A 20,978-nucleotide genomic window follows, 5' to 3' on the forward strand; every position below is an offset into this window, starting at 1 on the left:
TCACAGAATTGTTGAAATTAATTTATCGGTTATGCCAATAGGCAGACAGAACGTTGAAATTGACCTTTTTCAAGCATGAAGACCATATTTTATTTTTTTGTATTCGTTTCTTTGGTATTGTCAAGCAACTTTAATCATGTATGTGGGCAATCTGTAGTGGAAATAGCTGCAATTAAAAACCCTGTTGTCCAACTGGAGGCTGCTCTTCAGTTGCCTATTAGGTTTGATGGTGATACGATAAAATTGAAAAATGCCTTGGCGCCGTTTTTGGAATTGGCAGACAAAAAAAGAAGTGTTGCTTTAAAATGGGCTTATTATATGCGTATGGCTGACGGTTTCTCAATTGCGTTTGATCGCATAAATTCATCATCTGAGCGCTATTATCGTTTGGCTGAGCAGTTGCTCCGTGTACATCCGGATCCTGAATTAGAAATGTTGGGTTGTGCCCGTGAAGGATATTACAACTTTATCTATAGACGGGTAAAGGAAGCATTTCCGTTCTTTTTACGAGCGAATGATTTAAAATCTAAAGTTACTATCAAAAAAATCCCTTTGGTAGTCAAGCATTACCAATTTATGGCGAGTTTCTACAGCTACATTGGTGAACATGCAAATGCTGTTGTTTATTTAAAGGAAGCGCTACCTTTTACAAAGTCTGCTTCACGGGAGCGTATCGATCTGATCAATTCCATTGCGGTATATCTGGCAAAGGACTCGCTCAATCACCAAGCTTTTACCTATTTGAATCACGCAATGGGTGAGGCTAAATTGGCGAAAGATTCGGTTTGGATTGGTATCATTTCGGGTAATCTAGCAGATCATGCATGGCGAAAAGGTGAAAAGGAAAAAGCTATTGCGTTAGTTAAGAAAAATATTGAGCTTTCTATGCGTTATAATGAGCGGAAAGATGCGATGCGTGCAAATCTCAATTTAGCAAATTGGTATATCGAACGAAAAGAGTGGAAATTGGCCGAGCAATATGTGATGACCTGTGAGCGTTTGATGGAAGATAAGCCCTATTTTTTAAAATATAAAGTAGAATTAGCAAAATCCAAGTCTAACATCATGCGGGGGTTAGGACGTGGAGGGGAGGAGCTTAAGCAATTGCATTTGTATCTGATATTGAAAGATTCGTTGGAAAAAAGGATGAATGATAAAGAGATACAGAAAATGCTGTGGCAAAGGGAGTCTGAAAAATACAATCGGACTATACAGGCTACTGAAGAAAAACGGATTCGGACAAAACGGATGTATCAGTTTATAGGCATTGTTCTTATCTTGATTTTTGCCATAATTGTGTTGTTGGTCAATAAGTCGAAAATTAAAATTCAGATGCGGAATACTTTACTAGAAAAAGACCAACTTGCGCTTGCCTATGAAAAACAATTGCTAGATCAGGAGCTAATGATTTTACGAAACTCTTTGACTGAATTTACAGCCACCATCCGGCAGAATGATGTCGTTATCCAGCAACTTAGGCAGGAGGTGGCGACGATTTCCGAATCTGATCCGGCGTACATCACGCAGGTTACGGATAATTTGAATGCGCTTTTGCAGCAACACATTATGACAGATGAGCGGTGGCAAAAATTCAAACATGTTTTTAACAAAGTGTATCCAGCTTATCTGACACAAATGCGGCAAACTTATCCAAAGGTTACCGAGAATGATCTTAAGATATTAGCGCTGCTCAAATTGGATTTAAGTAATGCGAGTATGAGTGAATTGCTGTGTGTTTCGGTGGAAGCCGTTCGTAAGGCAAAACAACGGTTGAAGAAAAAATTAGAGCACACTGAAGTGTAAGGATCTTGAAGTACGGTCAGGTGTATCTGCTGAAGTTAAGGAATGTTAAAAATGATGTACAGTTATTTTTTTTTGGCTATATTCATTTCAGCGTTTAAAACCTGTTTATTACGATAACGCCGATAATAAAGTAGCTAATATATTTCCTATTGAACTCCATCAAGACGATACAGTTGAGTTTAAAATTTTTTAGATTCATTGTCCTCTTTAATTTATTTGTGACAGGCTGTATTCTTTTGCAATCGCCACATTTTATACTGAATTCCATTGGTTTGGTGTCATTCTATATGTTCATTTTTTGGCTTAAAGTCATTGGCTCTATTACTTCTTTTATTGCCGAATATACTTTTCATCTTCCTAAGAAGGAAGTTTTTCTGAAAAATTTGCATATATCTCCTACAAGTTTGCTAATAAGACTTTCTGTAATCGACTTTTTGTTATTTATAATTTTATGTTGGAGTCTGAAAATTTATCTAATGAGCTATTATACATAGATAGTTTATCGATTAGTCGCAGTGGGGGAAGCATCCTTAATGGGCTTTATTTGACATGTGCACAGAACGAAGTAGTCGGAATTTTGGGCAGAAATGGCAGTGGGAAATCTACCCTGATGAACGTCATATTTGGACGTATTAAAGCGGATTTTGCTTTCATGCGTTGCAAGGGTGTTAAATTTGAAAAAGGCTACAAGACAGGAGAGATTACCTATCTCCCTCAGGAAGGTTTTTTGCCTAGAAATTTATTGCTTTCTGAAGCCCTTCAATTTTTTCAAATAGATGATCTTAATTTACTGGAGCTTCCATTGACTCAAGAGAATTTAAATAGGCGATTGAGCAGCCTATCTTTGGGGATGATTCGTTTGTTTGAAACGCTATTGATCGTTTATACCAAAGAATCCATCGCTTTACTTGACGAACCCTTTGTCGGTCTTAGCCCTATTTATATTGAGCTTATTAAAGAACATATTAAGCTAGTAAAACATCGAAAAGGAATATTGATATCAGATCATTATTTTAGGCAGGTAATGGAATTAAGTGACCGATTATACCTCCTAAAAGATTCACATTTGATTCATGTCCTGAATGAAGACGAGCTCGTATTTGGAGGTTATTTAAATCAAATAGATTAATCAAGTAGAGTTTACCCGATTAATCTATTTGCTAAGAGCGACGAAGCGCTATCGAAATCTATTTCGCATTTTTTGCAGTGACATTAAGTTCAATGTCAACGTTTTGTGCGATCATCCAATCTTGAGGGTTACCTTCTGTACCGTATGTAAGACCCCAATCTTGTCTTTGGATCGTAAATTTAGAATAGAATGTTACTTCATCACCATTGAAAGTGATTTTTGCAGGGAAAGTTACATTCACCGTTTTATCTTTGATGGTTAAGTTACCACTAACTGTATTTGTCGCATCAGCAACAACACTTTTTCCTTGCGCTGCATCGAATGGGCCAACTTTGGTGATTTCGAATTTTGCAGTCGGATATTTTGCTACGTCAAAGAAATCAGCACTTTTTAAATGTGCATCCAAATCTGATGATTTTTTACCACCAGATGTTGCAGGATCTACAGAAGCTGTATCTGTCAGAATAGAATTGACATCAATAGTGAAAGTACCACCAGTAACTGTATTATTTTCAGCTGAAAGTGTTCCTTCGCTTTTCAAAACACCATATCTTGGGTTTAAACCGCCTTTATGGTAACCAGTCCATTTTAATGAGCTTTTATCTGCCTCAACAGTGTAAGTCTGTCCTTTTTGTTCAGTTACTTCCTGAGCAGTTGTTGTTGTTGCTTTGTCGCCATTTGTATTTTGACAAGAAGCTAACAACAGGATAAGGGCTAAACCCGAGATTAATTGCTTTTTCATTTTTAATCGTTTTATTTTTTATATGTTTTTTACACTTTATATTTTGCCGCATCAACTGTGCCAATTTGCAGCTCCTGATGTTGTCGATACAAAGGTAGATGATAGATAGTTTATTTTTGGTATCAGTTTCCTTAAAGAAACTACTTTCCAAAAAGATAGTGGTCTGTAACTTTATAAATGCGTATTTTTGTAAGAATAAAGAAATCATGTCAGTGGCACCAAGCTTTGCTTGTGTGTTCATTTATCGTTGATCGTATCGGGGATAAGGAAGCCTGTGAGGGTAGAGCGTACATGAATAAAAAAATAATGTAATGAAAAAGGAAGCAACTTTAACGTCGTCAGGTGCATGCAAAACACGTGTGTTGGCCATTAACGATACCATGGAGATTTTGGCCGGAAAATGGAAATTTCATATTATAGGTACCTTATTGTTGGTTGAGAAATTACGTTTTATGGAACTGCTGCGCGAAGTTGAGGGGATAGGTGCGAAGATGTTGTCTAAAGAACTGCAGGATTTAGAAATGAACCAGCTGATCAGAAGAACAGTATTAAATACCAAACCTCTGACGGTGGAGTATGAATTGACCGAATGCGGAAAAACTTTGGGCCCAATCATCGATGAGATTACTAAATGGGGTATAACTTACCGAAGTAAGCTTTATACCAAGAATGGGGAACTGGAAGCAACGACCTAGTATGTAAACACGCCTTTACTTTTAGTGATAAGAGGGAGGATGCCTGTAAAGAACCTGATACGTTGGTAGCAAATCCCTTTGATTATAGGTTATGAAAACGATAATAATTGTAAGTTTGTTCTAGAAATTACAGTCTAACCTACTAAAAAGAAGACAGGATGCGGTTACAACACTTACTTTATTTGTCTCTTGGAGTTTTGAGTATCAGCAGTTGCGGAGTTACCAAAAACGCCCGACACCAAGAGATTCCCTTTGATGAAGGTATCAAAAAAATTAACCATGTGGTTGTTATTTATATGGAAAACCATAGTTTTGACAATCTTTATGGCGAATTCAAGGGAGCCAATGGCATAGCGAATGTCAGAAAGGGTGATTTTTTACAGGTAGACGAGAATGGTAAAGCCTACCAATACCTCCCCGAAATTCCACGTAACAATTCCTTTCCAACCAATCTACCCAATCAATTTTTTAATATAGACCAATATGTACCTTCGGATAAGGCGACGCCCGATGTTACACATCGGTTTTATCATAATCAATTGCAGATCAATGGTGGAAAGATGGATAAATTTGCACTCTATAATGATTCCAAAGGTTTAGCGATGGGCTATTACAATACAGAGAAGCTACCTTTGTATCCGTTTGCCAAAGCCTATACATTATGTGATAATTTCTTTCAGAGTGTATTCGGCGGATCCTATTTAAATCATATTTATATGATTTCTGCGGCTATTCCTGTTTGGCCTGATGCACCAAGCTCAATGGTTGCTAAACTCGATGCAAATGGAAAGATGATTAAAGATGGTGTAGTTACGCCAGATGGTTATGCAATCAATCATGTGCTTTCTCGCAACAAACCTTATCCTGCGAAATCTGATACTTCCAAATTATTACCTTCTCAGACTATGCCGACCATTGGCGATCGCTTGACAGCGAAAAATGTAAGTTGGGCTTGGTATTCAGAAGGCTGGGATGACGCTGTTGCCGAACGTAAAAATAATTTTGCCTACAATCATGAGCCTTTTTTATATTTTGCTAATTATGAGGATGGTAAGGAAGGACGACAACACATGAAGGATCAAAACGATTTTATCAAGGCCGCAAAAGAAGGAACGCTTCCTAGTGTATCTTTTGTTAAACCAGGTGGGGGCAATGATGAGCATCCTGGAAGTTCGGCAGTCTATTCATCAGAGCAACTTGCTGTTAATTTGATCAATGCTGTATTGGAGGGACCGAATGCAAAAGATGCGTTGGTGATTTTGACCTACGATGAATTTGGTGGCTTTTTTGACCATGTTAACCCACCCGTCGTTGACCGCTGGGGACCTGGTAGCCGAATCCCGGCAATTGTCATTGGACCATTTGCTAAGCGTGGTGTAGTGGATCATACGCCGTATGAGACAGTGAGCATCCTTTCATTTATAGAAAAACGCTGGGGAATAGACCCTCTTGCTGAAAGGGATAAAAAAGCAAATCCCTTTAGAAATGCGCTCGTTTTCAAATAGTCGGTTTTTATATCGAGAGATAGGAAATTGAACTATGTGTAAAAAGGTTGTCGTTTTTATCTTATTGGTTGCAATAGTATTTACCCTCGGATTTACTACAGGGCAGCCTGTTTATACAAAACAAAAAGAGGGTAATGCCCGTGAGCATCTGATTCAGAAAGAAGTACTGGGTCAGATGCTTTCTTTTAAGAAATATATCAAGGATACGCTGCAGGCCGAAGTACAGAAAGGTACGGTGGATACGCTACGTCTCAGAAGAGCCTTTTTGACGACAAGGCTACTTTTTAAAAAGTTTGAATGGGCTTCGGAGTATTTTACTGCAGATCTATCCAGAAGGTTAAATGGACCTCCGGTGGAGGAAGTTGAAAATGCGGATTTGTTGGATCCCTCTTTGGCTAGAGGGGTGGAGCCTATTGGATTGCAGGTGATTGAAGAGCTTATCTATCCCACTTACGATAATAGCAATAGGCAAAAGCTAATTCGTGAAATCGAACATTTGATAACCAATACGGATTATTTGATTTCCTATTTTGAAGATCATCAATTGGAGGATTGGCGCATTTTGGATGCTTCGAAACTTGAAGTATTTCGGATTATATCTTTGGGGATTACCGGATTTGATAATGCACTTTCTCGAAATAGTATGATCGAGTCTTCTATGGCGTTAGGCAGTCTACAGCAAATTCTTTTGCAATATGAAGGTAGAAAAGAAACGCTACCATTGATGCTTAAAGGGGCGATCAAATATTTGCAACAACACGCGGAATTTGAATCGTTCGATAGAGCGCAATTCATTACCCAATTTGCCAACAACATCAGTACAGAGATAGCACAGTTGGAACGTAATCTGCCTGGCCCTAAAATCAGATACAATCGAATGCTTCGGCAAGACGTCAATACGATGTTTGATCTGAATGCATTTAATGTAGATGCCTTTAGCCCGGGACCGAAATTTCACTTCAGCAATGAAAAGGCCGTACTGGGAGAGAAATTATTTTATGATGTTGCTTTGTCAGGAACACATACGAGAAGTTGCGCTTCATGCCATCATCCGGACCTCGCATTTACAGATGGGTTGAACTTGCAAGTGGACATTCACGGTTCGGGACGTTTGCTCAAACGTAATACGCCTACTTTGCTCAATGCGGCCTTACAGTCCAACTACTTCTATGATATGCGTTCGTTGACGCTGGAAGATCAGATATACGATGTCATTGGTAATAAGCAGGAAATGGACGGCTCGGTAACTGATATCGTTCAATATGTCTCTTCGGATAAAATCTATCGGTCATTATTTAATAAAGCATTCAATACAGCGGATGGCCCAATCTCAGCAGAGCAGGTAAGCAATGCACTTGCTTCCTATATTCGTGGCCTGACCAAAATCAATAGCCGATTTGATGATTATATGCGTGGGGATAAGAACGCATTGTCCAAATCGGAAGTGAATGGGTTTAATTTATTTATGGGCAAGGGAAAATGTGCGACCTGTCATTTCCTTCCTTTATTCAACGGTGTTACACCGCCCAAATTTATTCAGAGCGAAGTCGAAGTCCTAGGAGTTCCAAAATCCATGAAAGATTCTGTGCTGGATTCGGATTTAGGCTACTATGATATCATTGGTGTTGATTCGTATAAATATGCTTTTAAAATACCTTCTGTCCGGAATGTAAAGAAAACTGCTCCCTATATGCACAATGGGATCTATCGGACGTTGGATGAGGTCATGGAATTTTATAATAATGGGGGTGGGGCAGGATTGGGGATCAAATTATCCAATCAGACATTGTCAGATGAAAATTTGCATCTGAGTGAAAAGGAAATGAAAGATATTATTGCGTTTATGGAAAGTCTCGAAAGCCAATAAAATGACTACGATTCAATATACGCATTCAAGATGGAAAAGCTATTATTTTTACCCTATCTTGGTTTGCCGGGATTGATCAACAGTCAAGTTAGTTAGCCTTACTGACTATAGGAATAAACTATAATACATGGAGTAACCAGTCGTTCCGTCGAGCCATTGCACAAGTTCTTTATGACTATAATGAAAACCGGCTTTTTGGATAGCGGCTTTCGAAATCATATTTATTTCACGATGGCTTATCGTCAGTTTTCTTAATTGATTCTCGGTGGCCCACGCCATTCTTATTTTATACAAAAGACTCGATAGACCTAATTTTCTGTACAGCGGCTGTATGAAGGACTGACCAAAGTAGGCCTCTTCTTTATTCAACAGCAGCATGCTGGTTATCCCAATCATTTTTTCATTTTCGAAAAGACCAAAAACAATGCGTGGGTATCTTATGCGTTCTGCCCAATCCAAATCAGATAGTTCTATTTCAGGAGGAGTGCTCCGTCTAAAAAGTGTAGGTTCGGTTTGAATTGACTCGATACGCATCGCTTTGTAAAGTGGAGATTCGTTCTCTGCAAGCTGACGGATATGGAATGAACCTGATTGAAATGCTAAAACGGGCTCTGACATAACGTAATTAATGCTGTCTTAATGATTATTTCTAATACTATAACGCGAAAGTATGTATTATTATTTATACTTCAAATGTGGTATAGCATTCCTTCTCAATTGCTGATTCCCGATGATTATGGCGCGACAACTACGACGATATATGCCTGCAATTGAGCAAGCCGCAATTATATTAAAGGAACACATGATCCTATTCGTTTCAATGTGGCCTTATGCGCAATTAGGACATCAAAATATAAGTTTCACGAGTAGCATTTCCGTAATGGTGCTAAAATATGTAAAGGTGCTGAATTATAAGAATAGAACTACAGTAGTTCGGCTATTCTATTTTCTAAGTCTTCTAAATCAAAAGGCTTGGCGAGATAGCTGTCTGCTCCGGCTTGCTGGGCTAGTGTTTCGATATCGGTATTAGCGGATAGATAGATGACAGGGATATTGCAATATAAGGGATGATTTTTGAGCAACCGTGTGGCTTCTACACCGCCTATTTTGGGTATCCAGTTGTCCATCAAAATTAAATCAGGATGTACCTCTTCTACTTTTTCGATAATATCATGAGACGTTTCAGAGACCGCCATATTATAGCCATTTGTTTCGAGGATTATAGTACATATTTCAAGGACATGTTTATCATCGTCCAACATAAGTATTGTTTTGTTTGACATGTTGCAGCTTTAAAAAAGGTGGAGCTAAATTAAATAAAAAGCTATTGCGAGAATAAGGTTAAAATACCGATTCTAATAAGTATAAACCCGTATTTTCGATATATAAAGATGAAAAAGGGAGTTAATTTGCTGGGTTAGTCTAATTTTGAACTTTCAAAAATAGTATTATCTTTATTTTTTAATTAATATCCAATGTTGTCCTGAATTCTAATGAAAAAATACATTTTTATTCCCAATTGGCATTTCATATTGCCGCTATTATTTATCATGGCAGGAAATTGCCTGTTCGCTTTTGAGAAATCGAAACAAGCGTATTTTCAATTGAAAGTATATCATTATGAGAACGATGAGCAGGAGAAAGTCATTGATCAGTATCTTGAATCGGCGTATTTGCCGGCATTGCATAAATTGGGATTTAAAGAGGTCGGGGTATTTAAGCCCTTAGAAAATGCTGCTGGTCAAGATAGATTGGTTTATGTGTTCATCAGTGCTTCTGATCTCAATTTACTGGTTAATTTGGATCAGCGGCTTGCCAAAGATCAAAAATACCTGGAGGCTGGAAAGGCTTATATTGAGGCAGGTTATAGTAATCCTCCTTTCAAAAGGTTGGAGACAATATGGATGAAAGCATTTGAAGGAATGCCCAAATCGGCGCTTCCTAAATTATCTGCTGAAAAAAATAAACGCATTTATGAACTACGCAGTTATGAGGCCGCAACCGAGCAGCTTTCTGCAAATAAGATAGCGATGTTTAACAATGGAGAGATCGATATTTTCAAAAAACTGAATTTTAATGCTGTTTTTTATGGACAGGTGATTGCCGGTAGCACAATGCCCAACCTGATGTATCTGACGGCATTTGAAAACATGGAGGATCGGAATATACATTGGAAAGATTTTGGACCTTTATACAAACCAATGCAGGATTTACCGCAATATCAGAATAACGTTTCCAAGAGTATAAAAGTATTGTTATATCCCACTGCATATTCTGATATTTAGTGGTTGACCTTGTTTATCTTCTCCTAACAAACAAATTGAATTTTTTGCACCAGTCAAAAAAGCTGCCTAACGCCTGTTTGTCCAATTTTTCAAAACTGTAAATCTTATGGGGATAGGGAAGGGCATTCGTATAAATGCCGGTATTTGCTAATATTAGCATCGGATTGCTGTTATTAATTTTGTCAAAATATTTGCCTAGGATGGTGTAGTGTGTTTTAAATAAGGACTCAACAGTTTCGTTATTAGGGACTAATGAAATGGTGTAATCATAGTCATCATGTTGCATTTTTTCACAGTCGCATATCCTGTTTTTTCCTAAAGCAACTTCATTTCCACTGTCCCAAAGAAAATTTGCGACTTCAAAAAATAAATCGTTTTTGATATGCCCGACGGGCTCAGCGATAAAATATCTCATTCCTTTTCTCTTTTATTTGTGGTGTTCTTCTTGATATTTAATGGACTACGATCTCCTTTCTGTCGGATTTAGATAATCATTAAAGACGCTGTTCGAGTTGTCGCTAACGACGGGCTGAACCAAGCTTTCTAACACAAAGAAATACCAATTCGCTCTAGTTTAAAAGAGATAAAAAGTGGTAAATATTGGACTATTCAAGGTTTCTATTTCGAAAGGTAAGAGCTGTCATACCGGTTACTTTTGAAAATAGACGTGAAAAATATGGATAGTCATCATAACCTAGCTCTACTGCAATTTCTTTTACAGATTTATTTGAATGGTAGAGCAAACGTTTTGCTTCTAATACAATACGTTGCTGAATATGATAAGTAACGGGTTTTCCGGTTGTTTTTTTGAGACATTCATTGAGATAGGCCGTTGATATTTTCATTTTCTCTGCATATACTCTAGGCTGTTTAATGTCAATAAAATCTTTATCTAACAGTGAACTGAACTGTTTGCTGATCAGTTCGAATCTAGACTGTGCATCACTTTTAGTTGATTGGATTAAATACTGCGAGATAATAAGTGCCGCGATGGTATTGCAGCTATCTTTCATTAGTGCAGTATATAGTTTTTCATGTCTTCTTTCGTTGATTTTTAAACAGGTGTCTACAGTCTGGGATAAGACCGCCATTGTATCCTGATCGATTTCGATGGGAGCAATCGTCGTAATATCCTTTAGCGCGTTTACGTAGTCTGAGTTTAGGTTTTCTACACTGATCATTAAGACACTAAAAGCGCTGTAATCCATAGCTAAACCCCGATGTACTTGGTAAGGCTGGATGATCATTACGGCGGAGGAGCCTAATTGATAGCGCTGAAAATCTACCTCAAATATTCCATTTCCCTCTTCAAGAATAAAAAACAAGTAGAAATCATCACGATGTGCCTGACTTATCTTAGCTAACTCTAAATTTCTGACAGCATTCCTTTTTATAGCCATTCCCGAATTAAACTCATTAGGAAATGAATTTAATGGGATGGTATTATTTTTTTTTGAGGCTGAGGGATTCACGCTCAAATTTAAACATTTGTCAAGATACTAATGATGTTTTTTCTATATCCGGGGTCTTTTTCTCGAAGTTCGAGAATATTGTGTTTTAAATCGATGTTGACATACCATTCCGCGTAATGATGTTTTTCATTTCCGTCGTCAAAGAAAACTTTAGCTTTAATATATTCTTCATCAAAATATTCCGGGTGCCCACTGACGATAAAGGCGGTCGATCCAATATTATCGTGCATTTTAAAGGATGTACCATCAATTTTAAAGAGGCTATTTAAGGCTTTGGTAAAATTGTCACTTAATTTGCCAATCGAATAGAAATTGATCCCTTCGCGATAAAACCTTTGTTTATCGACTTCGGTATCGACAATGCCCAATTTCATGTCGGGACGAAAGGCGATTGCCAAACCAACTATCTCTCTACCCCAAAGCCCCTTAGCTTGGACAATATGATGTTCGTCGTCATCTTTCCAGTATTTTGTGACGGTCAGCTGTAAATCTACAAAATCATCGTCTTCACTAACGTCAATCTGTCTCAAATTACTTTGTCCTTTCAAGAAATTCAAAAAGCGCATAATTATCCTGTTAATTTGGTGTTAAGCTCCATGGCGTAGTTATGATACCAGAAGATATACGATAAGTATCATTTGCGCTGGAAGCCTTTGGCTATTGAATTAAATATACTATTTTTTTAATAAAAAAATAGACTGGAATTAGCTTAATCGCTTAAAAAATGATTTATTTACAAAGGAAGTTTCTTCGCTGTTTTTTCTGATGTGATCTCTTTGGAGATACGTTCATTGATATTGATTTTTGCATGAATAAAAGTGAAGATTACTGTGCCATATTCCCTGGCGTAGCTATTTGTAATGGAGTCGGCCAATATTGATTTGCCGAAGAAAGGACTTGTTATTGCTAGTTCTCTTTCTCTTTCCCAGCGGTCTTTAATTCGAATAACATTGCGGTATGCTTTATTCAAATCAAACCAATTGATGTAGTCAGCATTGAATGAAACAGCCTTAATTCCGCGTTTGGAATAGTAGTTTATGGCGCCGGCCTGCCCATAATTGTCGCAAAGTACCAGCGTATTTTCCGATCTAGGTATTTGGTCATAGAGACTATCGACTTTGCGTGCAAGTTCTTGCCATCCCAACATATCCGCAAAATCTTGCGGGAGCGGATGCTCTTTGCCGTCTTCCCATGTTAACATACCATATTTCCTGTATTTATCAGGATGGTCCACAAAATATGCCGGATTTCTATTGGGAAATGCAATATTATAGACCGGAAGAAATAGGATCGCAGTTAAAGCGATCAAAATAGGCTTTAAAATCTGACCAGTTTTATTTTCCAAAAGTGATGAAATATAAACTGCGCCAAATGCAAAATATATAGGGTAAAGACCTATAGCATAATAGTCTTTCGCTCTTAAAAATAAGAGGATTCCGAGGGTGACAAAGAACGAATAGAAGAATAGGCGATATGCTTTAAATACAGGATATTTCAGCAGTGCATATAATCCAAAAATGAGGACGGGAAAGGTTCCGAAAAAAAATAAAAATTGAGAACGTATGAAGCTCCATCGGTTAACATGGACAAGTTGCGTATCTTGAAGTTCTTTGAAATGAACAAATACAGGAAAGTTATTTTTGTATTGCCATATTAGATTGGGAAGGATAATTAGTATGGCGATGAGTATTCCGTAATATAGCTTTTTTTCTGTAAATATTTTTCGCTCCGGAACCAATGCGACTGCGGGGATCAAGCCCAAGATGAGAAATACGATGTTATATTTATTTAGAAATCCAAGCGCAAAAACAATAGCCATATAAAATAACCACTTGGATTGTCTGTTGTTTAAGTATTTTATTATACAGTAATATATGGAGGTCCAACATAAGACATCAAATGAATTAGGTTGATATAAACCATTCAAACGGAATAGTACAGAAAACATAATACAACAGCTTCCGAAGAGCTGTGCAAATAGATTTCCTTTCAGCGATTCTATTGTTTTCCAAACGATAAGAATCGTTAAGGCTCCGAAAAGTGCCGGGAAAAACTTGATCCAAAAGACAGAATTGCCCAGTATTTTGATGAGATAGGAAATCCACGATGTTAATGGTGGTACGGAAAGGTAGCCCCAAGCTAAATGGTTTGCTTGATCTATATGTAAGAATTCATCGCGCTGCAATTCGTAGGTTGGGCTAATCAACTGGTATTGCATGATGAATTTAAAAATGATTAGGCTTATTAGGATAATTCGGTTTTTGAGTGCCATCTGAATCTGTGTTTATGGATGTCCTCCACCAATTTACGATTAAAATAGATTCTAAACTTTGTTTTTTAATAGAATCGATTGTTTCAGCTAATTTGGGCAGACAGCTAGCCCACTGTTTTGTCTAAATAAAGGAAATCATCACAAAATTTTTTAAAAACGTAAGACTAAGAATCCCCAAGAAAGCAAACGATAGATCGGCATAAAATGTTATTTTCGTGTAAACCAACAAAACATGAGTATAGCATTAATACTGAATAGGGCCAGGGCCGAGGAGTGGAAGGTCGAAATCAATAAATATTTACCTGAAATAAAGGTGGAGATCTTTCCTGAGATTGAAAATTATGATGCGGTCGAATTTGCGCTTTGCTGGAAACCTGAAGCAGATTATTACACTCATTTTCCAAACTTAAAAGTTATCCAGTCTGGGGGCGCCGGAATAGACCACCTTTTTCCCAAGAGTATTTCATCCCATCTCCGCATTTGTAGGATTATCGATCCCATGTTGAAAAGCGATATGTTTGAACATGTTTTGACTTGCTTGATGCATTCGATGAAGAAGTTTTCGGCTTATATAAACGAAAAAGAAAAGAAACATTGGCAGCCCTTGCTATACAAATCAATTGGTGAAACCAGGGTTACTATCTTAGGATTAGGCGAAATTGGTGGTTATGTGGCTGAAAGGTTGGTCCAATTGGGATTCAACGTAAATGGGTGGGCTAATTCACCTAAAAATCTTAAGGGAGTGAATTCGTTTACTGGAATGAAAAGACTTCGTTCTGCCCTTGAAGACACGGATTTTATGGTTAATATCCTACCATTGACCGATGCAACAAAGGGAATTCTAAGTTGTGATTTGTTCAATTTGTGCCCAAAAGAAACTGTACTCGTGAACGTTGGTCGAGGGGAACATCTCGTGGAAAGTGATTTGTTGGATGCAATTGATGGAAAGAAAATTGCCGAAGCATATCTGGATGTATTTCATCAAGAACCATTACCGCAAGATCATCCCTTTTGGGATTGCCCATCCATTGTGATAACCCCGCATGTTGCGAGTAGGACAAATATTGGCTCTTCCGTCTTACAAGTGGTGGATAACTATCGAAGAATGGTTGACGGGCGACCTTTGCTCAATGAGGTTTCTTTACAAAAAGGTTATTAGCAATTTAAGATGTACGTGGGTTTGCGGCATAATGCATTGATTGGTATTTTATCGGATAAGTTTGCAAAGTTGGTTTGCTGTAAACTTATAGGCAAGTGGATTTTATTTTTTAGATTTATATAGTCAATTATCCTTGCTTTATCAACAATTTATGAAGGTACAAGTATCTACAAACTTTAGGAAACACGCGCGTAAAACAATTTTATCTATTGTTGTGTTTGCGATTACTTACGTTATTCTACTGCTCTTGGCAATAGGTATTACTGTTGGTTTTACCATACTTGGAATAATGATTTTCACCGCCAAGCCCATGTTTTACACTGCAATTTTATGTTTGGGCTTACTCGCTACAGGTCTGACTATACTGTTCTTTTTATTAAAATTTGTTTTTGCGTCAACAAAAGTTGATACGGGACATCTTACGCAGATATATGAGCGAGACGAACCACAATTATTCGCACTCATTCATGAGGTCGTAAAAGAAGTTGATACCAGCTTTCCAAAGAAAGTTTTTCTATCGCATGAGGTCAATGCATCTGTATTCTATGACTCTAGTTTTTGGAGTATGTTTTTACCCATTAAGAAAAATCTTCAGATTGGTGTGGGGCTGGTGAATGCAGTTACTCAACAGGAATTAAAGGCTATTCTTGCACACGAGTTTGGACACTTCTCGCAAAAGAGCATGAAAGTGGGTAGCTATGTTTACCATGTTAATCAGATTATCTACAATATGCTGTATAAGAATGAATCGCTGGATAATATGTTTGATAAATGGGGCAACATCAGTGGATACACTGCGATTTTTATTGGCATATCAGTGTTTATTATCCAACAGATTCAGCATATTTTGAAGCATCTTTACGAATATGTAAATCTCAATTATTTGGCATTATCGAGAGAGATGGAATTTCATGCGGATGAGATTGCGGCACATGTTGCCGGTTCCCAGGCTTTGGCTGATTCGCTGCTGCGCTTGAGTTTTGCAAATCATGCACTAAATAATGTGCTTACCTTCTATGATAGCAAATTTTCTGAAAATATCCGTAGTCGCAATATTTATCCCGAGCATCGCTATGTCATGCTCCTGTTTGCGGAACGCAATAGATATCAAGTGCGAAATGGCTTTCCCCAGATCGAATTAGCGACTTTAAAAAAATATGATAAATCGAAATTAAATCTTGAAGATCAATGGTCGTCTCATCCGTCGGATGAAGATCGGGTAAAGGCATTACAGCAGCTTAATATTGTCAAGAAAGAAATCAACAACGCACCTGCTATTGAATTGCTAGCTAATCGTGCTGCGGTAACAAACAAGATTTCGGACAAGTTGTTTGCGCAGGTACAGTATCAACATCCTCCTTCGCTGTTAGAAATAGCATCTTTCAGTGCGGATTTTGAAAATCGGATGAACAAGTATGCTGTTGATCAAAGATTCAATGATTTCTATGACTACAATCATCCTGTGCGAAAAGGTGAAACGCCAATTTTTCAGGAACAGCCAAAGCCGACTTTTGATGAATTATTTGCCGATAGTAGAGTTGACGCATTATATGAACTTAATAGCCTGAAAAATGATAAGTATGTCGTTGAAGCAATCGGCAAAGGCGAATTAAAGTTAAAGTCGTTTGACTACGATGGTATAAAATATCGTGCTGCGGATGCCTTCGAATTACTGGGGAAAATTGAAGACAATATTGTAGCTACGGAGCATAAAATTACCCTCTATAACCAACAGATCCACTCTTATTTTGCACGCTTAGCGGATAACCAGGGGATGTGTGAAGAGTTTGAACGGAGATATTATGATTTTGCTTTTTTCGATAAAAATTATGAAGAGGCACAAAAACTTTATGCTGACATGACGGAGAACACCCGGTTTATATTTCAGACTTTGCCTTTCGCAGATATTGAGGCTAGGTTGCGAGACGTCAAACCTATGGAAGGGGAGTTAAAAAAGAAACTGGCAACACTTATGGCACTTCCTGGAAGCAAAGACGAATTGGATGATACGTTGCTTATGTCATTGGACACCTATATCAATAGGGAATTAATATATTTTAATGTAGATCGTTATAATGAGGATAATCTTCAAATTCTTTTTAATGCCATCTCGGTCTATAAAAAGTTATTGGATGATCAGCATTTCGCGAAGAAAAAGCACTATTTAGATTTTATGCTTATCCTTGAGGAGGGTAAGGGGCAGAAAAAAGAACTGTCGTAATTGCCCTTCTATATTGACGGTTTGTCCCCGCTGTACGTCGAATGAAATGGTTTAATTTTGAGAGACAGTAACCCAATTTTAAATTGGATTTGTTTTATTAAAAACTAAAGCTTTTGTTATGCGGAAATTAATAATGAAAATGTCTATTTCCATCGATGGATTTGTTGCGGGCATCCACGGTGAACTTGATTGGATGTTTAAAAGTGGCGACGATCATTCTAGCGCATGGGTTTTAAATATTTGTGAATCTGCCGGCATTCATCTAATGGGTCGAAAGACCTTTGAAGTAATGGCTTCCTATTGGCCTGCTTCGACAAATCCTTTTGCGGCAGCAATGAATGAAATCCCTAAAGCTGTCTTTACAAAAGAGGGCTATCATCCCAAAACAAAAGATTTCGCAGACAATACAAAGCTTCCTGCGAATTCCTCTTGGATGAATGCCCGGGTTTTTGATGCAGGTCTCATTGAAGGAATTAAAGCACTAAAAGCAGAATCTGGGAAGCCAATATTGGCGCATGGCGGAGCTGAATTTATGCGAAGTTTAATTGAAACCGGATTAATTGACGAGTATCATTTGATCACACATCCAATTGCATTGGGTACTGGGCTGCCCATCTTTGACGGTCTTTCCAAACCCTGTGAACTAAAGCTTATGCACGCGCAGGTTTTTCCAGGTGGTGTTGTCGCACATACCTATTGTCCGGCGTAGAATGAACATACGACATCTAGATGTCGTATGTTCATTCCAGCAGCTAGCTTTTTAGAAATTCAGTGAATCGGCAGAGGGGCCATAACTTGCTGGAAGGGGAATATCATTGAGTCTATAGTAAACACCTAATTGTGCCCTGTGATGTGTAATCTGGTTTAATGAGTGACGAATAGCACCGTATTTGCTCCAGCTTGCCAGTTCATGGCCGTCATTTTTAATGGTCCAGCTTGGAATTAAGTCTTCCTCCTTAGCTGTTTCTAAAGCCTTTTTTCCGGCTTCGTAATCTTCGTCTAATTTTTTTAAGAGATCATCCCGGGTCAATAGACTTGTTGGCACATAAGCACTTTTGGCAAAGTCAAGTTCTGAAGTCTTTAAAATGGTACTTGGCCATTCGAAAACTTCGACTAAGTGGGTTGCCAGACGCATCATTTTCATGCTTTTTTCATGTGGGACATATTCATTCTTGCCTTCAGGGAAAAGTGCAATAAAGTTTTTTGTAATTTGATATTCATTCGCTAATTCTTCTTTTAATTGTGGTAATGTTTCCATGTTTTTTACTGTAATAATTTAAAATTCGATTAGTTATCCTACTAATAGCCTTCGCACTGGAATTGTTTTTTCGTTTAATATTTTTCTTTTCCTACTAAGGTTAAACAAAGATATAATCACAGGGTGACAGCTATGTGTCAGTATGAATTATCGATTTATGATAAAAATAAAATAGTGGCAGTTCTTATTATCTCATGTTGTTGAAAACTTGGACTGCAAAGGTTCGAGTATTTGTTTTTTTTATAACGTTTATTTACGCAAGCGCAGCAAATAATAAAGCAGGTCAAGCGAATTGTAAAAAGGGTGAAAATGAGCATATAGACTAAGTATATTTGATTGGTAATTAATTAAATAAAATAGAACTATGGGAAATAAGAAAGCAATATTCACTTTTGTAGGCCTGGTATTGGTTGCAGCAATTGGTATCGGTATATGGGCTTACCGTCTTTTGGGAAATATGGAGGCGGATCAGGAAAAAACAGAACAATTATCTTTCCGAATTTTAGCAGGTTTTGGCGATCATACCGCTATTTATAAATATCCAGTACAATTGTCCACAGTAGACTGGGGGAAGAGCTGTCTAATTCTTGAAAATGGCGGTGCCGGTGATTTGGGAATAACTTATAAGGAAAAATGGAACGAGGCATTGGGAACAATAGATAATTATCCCGGTGATGCTGTCAAAGGCATTGTTATGATAGCGATGGACATGCAGGAAAAAGGTGAGTATGTTAATAAAATCGGCCAAAGAGATAAAGCTTATCAGCGCAATTATATCATTAGCTATGTAGATCTCGACAAGAAGGTAGTCATTGCCCGCGATACCCTATATGGTGAGGAGCCGCCTTTGGTGAATCGTTCCTCCGGTTCGGGAGCTGGTGACTTCCCCTCGGAAACAGAAGTTGTAAATTCGGTCAAAAGTAGGTTGAAGTTATAATTTTTTTTTCTTCGTTTATGGAATTTTGATATTCTTCGCATCCCTGCACGAAAGTTGAAGTGCCGGATGAAAGAATCATCCCAATTTTTGAAAAGGGGCTTGAACAACATGAAGGAGATTTTAAAGTACTCAACAGTACCGCAGAATATTTACTAAAAACTTCTCCAGCACTAGGCGAAATCACCTTGCATGCCGAAGCAAATTCGCTGGAATTTTTACAACGGGAAATTGAATCGATCGATCGTTATAAATTTCTATGCAATGAACAGATGGCTTCCAAATTGAGCGCATTACTTTCTAAAAAAGAGCTGACAAAATTGATCGGAAAGCCCTTTACAGAGGATAAGAAAATAAAGGATCTTTTGAAGGAGTTACAGAAAAACAAAAATTCCAATCAGGGCTGGGGTTGGTGGAACAAAAGTGAAACTGTGACCTGGATCAGCAACTATGTGATCGGGGTACTGTTGGATGCCCGAGAAGCCGGCTACCAGGTTGAGATCGATACGGAGATTTATGCAGAACGTGAAAAGACCATGTTGAAAAGCAGCTTGGCTTCGCTGGATGTTCTATTGGATAAAGATAAGCTTCACGGGGCCAAGGAGAATTTGTTTAGCTCCTTGATATATCTACTCCGGTTGGATCCTAAAGCTGATTACAAAGATTATTTCTTCGAAATCGACACAAAACTGAAAAGTAAAACCATTAAGGATAAACTGTTGAAATATCTATTGATTTCAAAACTGAGTCTTAAGGATTCACATGCTGCAGATACCGTTCTTAAATACGCGTCAAAGGCTGTCTTAGGTGGGCTGTATTGGACTTCTGGAACTACAACAGATCAGAAAGGCGGATTTTTTATGCGCCCAACGGAAACCAATACCGAGAATACATTGTTGGCTTATGGTGTCTTAAAATCAATTGGTGGTCATGATTCAGATTTAGAAAATATCCGTAATTACTTTTTCGCGCAGCGGCAGCAAAACCAATGGTATAATATCTAAGAATCTTCCCGTATCATACGAAGTATTCTTCCTGATGTACTGAAAGAGGGTGAATCTTTCCAGGCACCGGTAATGGTCATCAATGGCAAACGCGTCACTGCATTTCCGTATACGCAAAGCTTTAAGTCGGATGAGCAGATTAAAGTGAGGAAAGAAGGGACGGGGCCGGCTTTTGTGACGGCTTATCAAAATTTTTGGAATCCCAATCCAGCTGTAGAAAAAGAAAAGGGCTTTGCCGTGGCAACGCGATTTAAGGACAATGGTGCTACGGTAGCGGCACTCAAGGAAGGGAAGCCTGTAAAACTTGAAGCAAGCGTAACATTAACTGGTGAAGCTGAGTATGTGCAGATTGAAGTTCCGATACCGGCGGGATGTTCTTATGAAACAAAAACCAATGGATACTATAGAATCGAGGCGCACCGAGAGCATTTCAAAGATCGTGTTGTCATTTTTTGCAACAAACTGGGGAAAGGTACACATACCTTTGAGATCGAACTTTTACCTCGTTATACCGGGACTTATACTGTCAACCCCGCGAAGGCTGAATTAATGTATTTCCCGACATATTATGGAAACGAGAAAATGAAAGAAATCGTGGTGGAGTAAGTGTATTGTTAAAATAAAAAGGGACT

The 20,978-nt window shown here is 38.0% G+C and carries 20 protein-coding genes; 12 read left to right on the top strand and 8 right to left on the bottom strand.

From position 1 onward, the window contains the following. Positions 1 to 75 precede the first annotated feature (75 nt). Together AAW12_RS18105 and AAW12_RS18110 are read left to right on the top strand one after the other, a co-directional pair. Positions 76 to 1,803 carry a tetratricopeptide repeat protein gene (locus AAW12_RS18105; RefSeq protein WP_046675069.1) on the top strand — a complete coding sequence of 576 codons (1,728 nt, stop codon included), beginning with the start codon at positions 76 to 78 and terminating at the stop codon, positions 1,801 to 1,803. A 451-nt stretch (positions 1,804 to 2,254) separates the two neighbouring features. Further along, positions 2,255 to 2,932: an ATP-binding cassette domain-containing protein gene (locus AAW12_RS18110; protein ID WP_046675070.1), complete on the top strand. Its 678-nt coding sequence runs from the start codon at positions 2,255 to 2,257 to the stop codon at positions 2,930 to 2,932. 58 nt (positions 2,933 to 2,990) lie between these two features. Here AAW12_RS18110 and AAW12_RS18115 read toward each other — a convergent pair whose 3' ends face one another. Continuing rightward, on the bottom strand, positions 2,991 to 3,674 hold the full coding sequence (locus AAW12_RS18115) for a YceI family protein (protein WP_046675071.1): 684 nt from the start codon (positions 3,672 to 3,674) through the stop codon (positions 2,991 to 2,993). A 311-nt stretch (positions 3,675 to 3,985) separates the two neighbouring features. On the opposite strand from AAW12_RS18115, the gene AAW12_RS18120 reads away from it, so the two are divergent. The 3 genes from AAW12_RS18120 to AAW12_RS18130 all read left to right on the top strand — a co-directional run bounded on the left by AAW12_RS18120 (position 3,986) and on the right by AAW12_RS18130 (position 7,741). Further along, positions 3,986 to 4,369, top strand: coding sequence for a winged helix-turn-helix transcriptional regulator (locus AAW12_RS18120; protein ID WP_046675072.1), 384 nt, complete (start codon positions 3,986 to 3,988; stop codon positions 4,367 to 4,369). A 158-nt stretch (positions 4,370 to 4,527) separates the two neighbouring features. Then, on the top strand, positions 4,528 to 5,874 hold the full coding sequence (gene acpA / locus AAW12_RS18125; RefSeq protein ID WP_053003796.1) for an acid phosphatase: 1,347 nt from the start codon (positions 4,528 to 4,530) through the stop codon (positions 5,872 to 5,874). 34 nt (positions 5,875 to 5,908) lie between these two features. After that, on the top strand, positions 5,909 to 7,741 hold the full coding sequence (locus tag AAW12_RS18130) for a cytochrome-c peroxidase (protein WP_053003797.1): 1,833 nt from the start codon (positions 5,909 to 5,911) through the stop codon (positions 7,739 to 7,741). Positions 7,742 to 7,846: 105 nt separating this feature from the next. Here the strand turns inward: AAW12_RS18130 and AAW12_RS18135 are convergent, their stop codons facing one another. Together AAW12_RS18135 and AAW12_RS18140 are read right to left on the bottom strand one after the other, a co-directional pair. Next, positions 7,847 to 8,359 (bottom strand): GNAT family N-acetyltransferase, encoded by a 513-nt coding sequence (locus AAW12_RS18135; protein ID WP_046675073.1) that lies wholly within the window; start codon positions 8,357 to 8,359, stop codon positions 7,847 to 7,849. 305 nt (positions 8,360 to 8,664) lie between these two features. Then, positions 8,665 to 9,024, bottom strand: a complete 360-nt coding sequence (locus AAW12_RS18140) for a response regulator (protein ID WP_046675074.1) — start codon at positions 9,022 to 9,024, stop codon at positions 8,665 to 8,667. Between the two features lie 210 nt (positions 9,025 to 9,234). On the opposite strand from AAW12_RS18140, the gene AAW12_RS18145 reads away from it, so the two are divergent. Beyond that, positions 9,235 to 10,026, top strand: coding sequence for an NIPSNAP family protein (locus tag AAW12_RS18145; RefSeq protein WP_231585300.1), 792 nt, complete (start codon positions 9,235 to 9,237; stop codon positions 10,024 to 10,026). A 13-nt stretch (positions 10,027 to 10,039) separates the two neighbouring features. Here AAW12_RS18145 and AAW12_RS18150 read toward each other — a convergent pair whose 3' ends face one another. The 4 genes from AAW12_RS18150 to AAW12_RS18165 all read right to left on the bottom strand — a co-directional run bounded on the left by AAW12_RS18150 (position 10,040) and on the right by AAW12_RS18165 (position 13,770). Next, on the bottom strand, positions 10,040 to 10,441 hold the full coding sequence (locus AAW12_RS18150) for a hypothetical protein (protein WP_046675075.1): 402 nt from the start codon (positions 10,439 to 10,441) through the stop codon (positions 10,040 to 10,042). 190 nt (positions 10,442 to 10,631) lie between these two features. Continuing rightward, a complete protein-coding gene (locus AAW12_RS18155; RefSeq protein WP_046675502.1) occupies positions 10,632 to 11,426 on the bottom strand; it encodes a helix-turn-helix domain-containing protein in 795 nt (264 codons plus the stop codon). Positions 11,427 to 11,506: 80 nt separating this feature from the next. Next, on the bottom strand, positions 11,507 to 12,064 hold the full coding sequence (locus tag AAW12_RS18160; RefSeq protein WP_046675076.1) for a hypothetical protein: 558 nt from the start codon (positions 12,062 to 12,064) through the stop codon (positions 11,507 to 11,509). A gap of 167 nt (positions 12,065 to 12,231) precedes the next feature. Next, positions 12,232 to 13,770: an ArnT family glycosyltransferase gene (locus AAW12_RS18165; protein ID WP_046675077.1), complete on the bottom strand. Its 1,539-nt coding sequence runs from the start codon at positions 13,768 to 13,770 to the stop codon at positions 12,232 to 12,234. Positions 13,771 to 14,002: 232 nt separating this feature from the next. On the opposite strand from AAW12_RS18165, the gene AAW12_RS18170 reads away from it, so the two are divergent. The 3 genes from AAW12_RS18170 (at position 14,003) to AAW12_RS18180 (ending at position 17,859) form a co-directional block, all read left to right on the top strand. Next, positions 14,003 to 14,929, top strand: coding sequence for a 2-hydroxyacid dehydrogenase (locus AAW12_RS18170; RefSeq protein WP_046675078.1), 927 nt, complete (start codon positions 14,003 to 14,005; stop codon positions 14,927 to 14,929). A gap of 151 nt (positions 14,930 to 15,080) precedes the next feature. Beyond that, positions 15,081 to 17,150, top strand: coding sequence for a M48 family metalloprotease (locus tag AAW12_RS18175; protein ID WP_046675079.1), 2,070 nt, complete (start codon positions 15,081 to 15,083; stop codon positions 17,148 to 17,150). A 118-nt stretch (positions 17,151 to 17,268) separates the two neighbouring features. Next, positions 17,269 to 17,859, top strand: coding sequence for a dihydrofolate reductase family protein (locus AAW12_RS18180; protein WP_046675080.1), 591 nt, complete (start codon positions 17,269 to 17,271; stop codon positions 17,857 to 17,859). 51 nt (positions 17,860 to 17,910) lie between these two features. Here AAW12_RS18180 and AAW12_RS18185 read toward each other — a convergent pair whose 3' ends face one another. Next, positions 17,911 to 18,408: a DinB family protein gene (locus AAW12_RS18185; protein WP_046675081.1), complete on the bottom strand. Its 498-nt coding sequence runs from the start codon at positions 18,406 to 18,408 to the stop codon at positions 17,911 to 17,913. 364 nt (positions 18,409 to 18,772) lie between these two features. Between AAW12_RS18185 and AAW12_RS18190 the strand changes: the two genes are divergently transcribed. From AAW12_RS18190 to AAW12_RS18200, 3 genes are all read left to right on the top strand, one after another. Continuing rightward, complete coding sequence (locus AAW12_RS18190; protein ID WP_046675082.1) at positions 18,773 to 19,345, top strand: hypothetical protein; 573 nt, start codon at positions 18,773 to 18,775, stop codon at positions 19,343 to 19,345. Between the two features lie 59 nt (positions 19,346 to 19,404). Next, entirely contained in the window at positions 19,405 to 20,346 is a 942-nt protein-coding gene (locus AAW12_RS18195) for a hypothetical protein (protein ID WP_046675083.1), read from the top strand. Between the two features lie 72 nt (positions 20,347 to 20,418). Next, positions 20,419 to 20,952 (top strand): hypothetical protein, encoded by a 534-nt coding sequence (locus AAW12_RS18200; protein ID WP_046675084.1) that lies wholly within the window; start codon positions 20,419 to 20,421, stop codon positions 20,950 to 20,952. Positions 20,953 to 20,978 lie beyond the last annotated feature (26 nt).

The sequence above is a fragment of the Sphingobacterium sp. Ag1 genome (assembly GCF_000988325.1).
GTDB lineage: Bacteria > Bacteroidota > Bacteroidia > Sphingobacteriales > Sphingobacteriaceae > Sphingobacterium.

What these genes read in the sequence shown, in the direction of transcription:
- AAW12_RS18145 (WP_231585300.1), top strand. Translation starts at nt 9,235, where the DNA reads ATGAAAAAATACATTTTTATTCCCAATTGGCATTTCATATTGCCGCTA.
- AAW12_RS18110 (WP_046675070.1), top strand. Translation starts at nt 2,255, where the DNA reads ATGTTGGAGTCTGAAAATTTATCTAATGAGCTATTATACATAGATAGT.
- AAW12_RS18135 (WP_046675073.1), bottom strand. Translation starts at nt 8,359, where the DNA reads ATGTCAGAGCCCGTTTTAGCATTTCAATCAGGTTCATTCCATATCCGT.
- AAW12_RS18140 (WP_046675074.1), bottom strand. Translation starts at nt 9,024, where the DNA reads ATGTCAAACAAAACAATACTTATGTTGGACGATGATAAACATGTCCTT.
- AAW12_RS18175 (WP_046675079.1), top strand. Translation starts at nt 15,081, where the DNA reads ATGAAGGTACAAGTATCTACAAACTTTAGGAAACACGCGCGTAAAACA.
- AAW12_RS18115 (WP_046675071.1), bottom strand. Translation starts at nt 3,674, where the DNA reads ATGAAAAAGCAATTAATCTCGGGTTTAGCCCTTATCCTGTTGTTAGCT.
- AAW12_RS18190 (WP_046675082.1), top strand. Translation starts at nt 18,773, where the DNA reads ATGGGAAATAAGAAAGCAATATTCACTTTTGTAGGCCTGGTATTGGTT.
- AAW12_RS18105 (WP_046675069.1), top strand. Translation starts at nt 76, where the DNA reads ATGAAGACCATATTTTATTTTTTTGTATTCGTTTCTTTGGTATTGTCA.
- AAW12_RS18120 (WP_046675072.1), top strand. Translation starts at nt 3,986, where the DNA reads ATGAAAAAGGAAGCAACTTTAACGTCGTCAGGTGCATGCAAAACACGT.
- AAW12_RS18180 (WP_046675080.1), top strand. Translation starts at nt 17,269, where the DNA reads ATGCGGAAATTAATAATGAAAATGTCTATTTCCATCGATGGATTTGTT.
- AAW12_RS18155 (WP_046675502.1), bottom strand. Translation starts at nt 11,426, where the DNA reads ATGGCTATAAAAAGGAATGCTGTCAGAAATTTAGAGTTAGCTAAGATA.
- AAW12_RS18160 (WP_046675076.1), bottom strand. Translation starts at nt 12,064, where the DNA reads ATGCGCTTTTTGAATTTCTTGAAAGGACAAAGTAATTTGAGACAGATT.
- AAW12_RS18165 (WP_046675077.1), bottom strand. Translation starts at nt 13,770, where the DNA reads ATGGCACTCAAAAACCGAATTATCCTAATAAGCCTAATCATTTTTAAA.
- AAW12_RS18150 (WP_046675075.1), bottom strand. Translation starts at nt 10,441, where the DNA reads ATGAGATATTTTATCGCTGAGCCCGTCGGGCATATCAAAAACGATTTA.
- acpA (WP_053003796.1), top strand. Translation starts at nt 4,528, where the DNA reads ATGCGGTTACAACACTTACTTTATTTGTCTCTTGGAGTTTTGAGTATC.
- AAW12_RS18200 (WP_046675084.1), top strand. Translation starts at nt 20,419, where the DNA reads ATGGTCATCAATGGCAAACGCGTCACTGCATTTCCGTATACGCAAAGC.
- AAW12_RS18185 (WP_046675081.1), bottom strand. Translation starts at nt 18,408, where the DNA reads ATGGAAACATTACCACAATTAAAAGAAGAATTAGCGAATGAATATCAA.
- AAW12_RS18170 (WP_046675078.1), top strand. Translation starts at nt 14,003, where the DNA reads ATGAGTATAGCATTAATACTGAATAGGGCCAGGGCCGAGGAGTGGAAG.
- AAW12_RS18130 (WP_053003797.1), top strand. Translation starts at nt 5,909, where the DNA reads ATGTGTAAAAAGGTTGTCGTTTTTATCTTATTGGTTGCAATAGTATTT.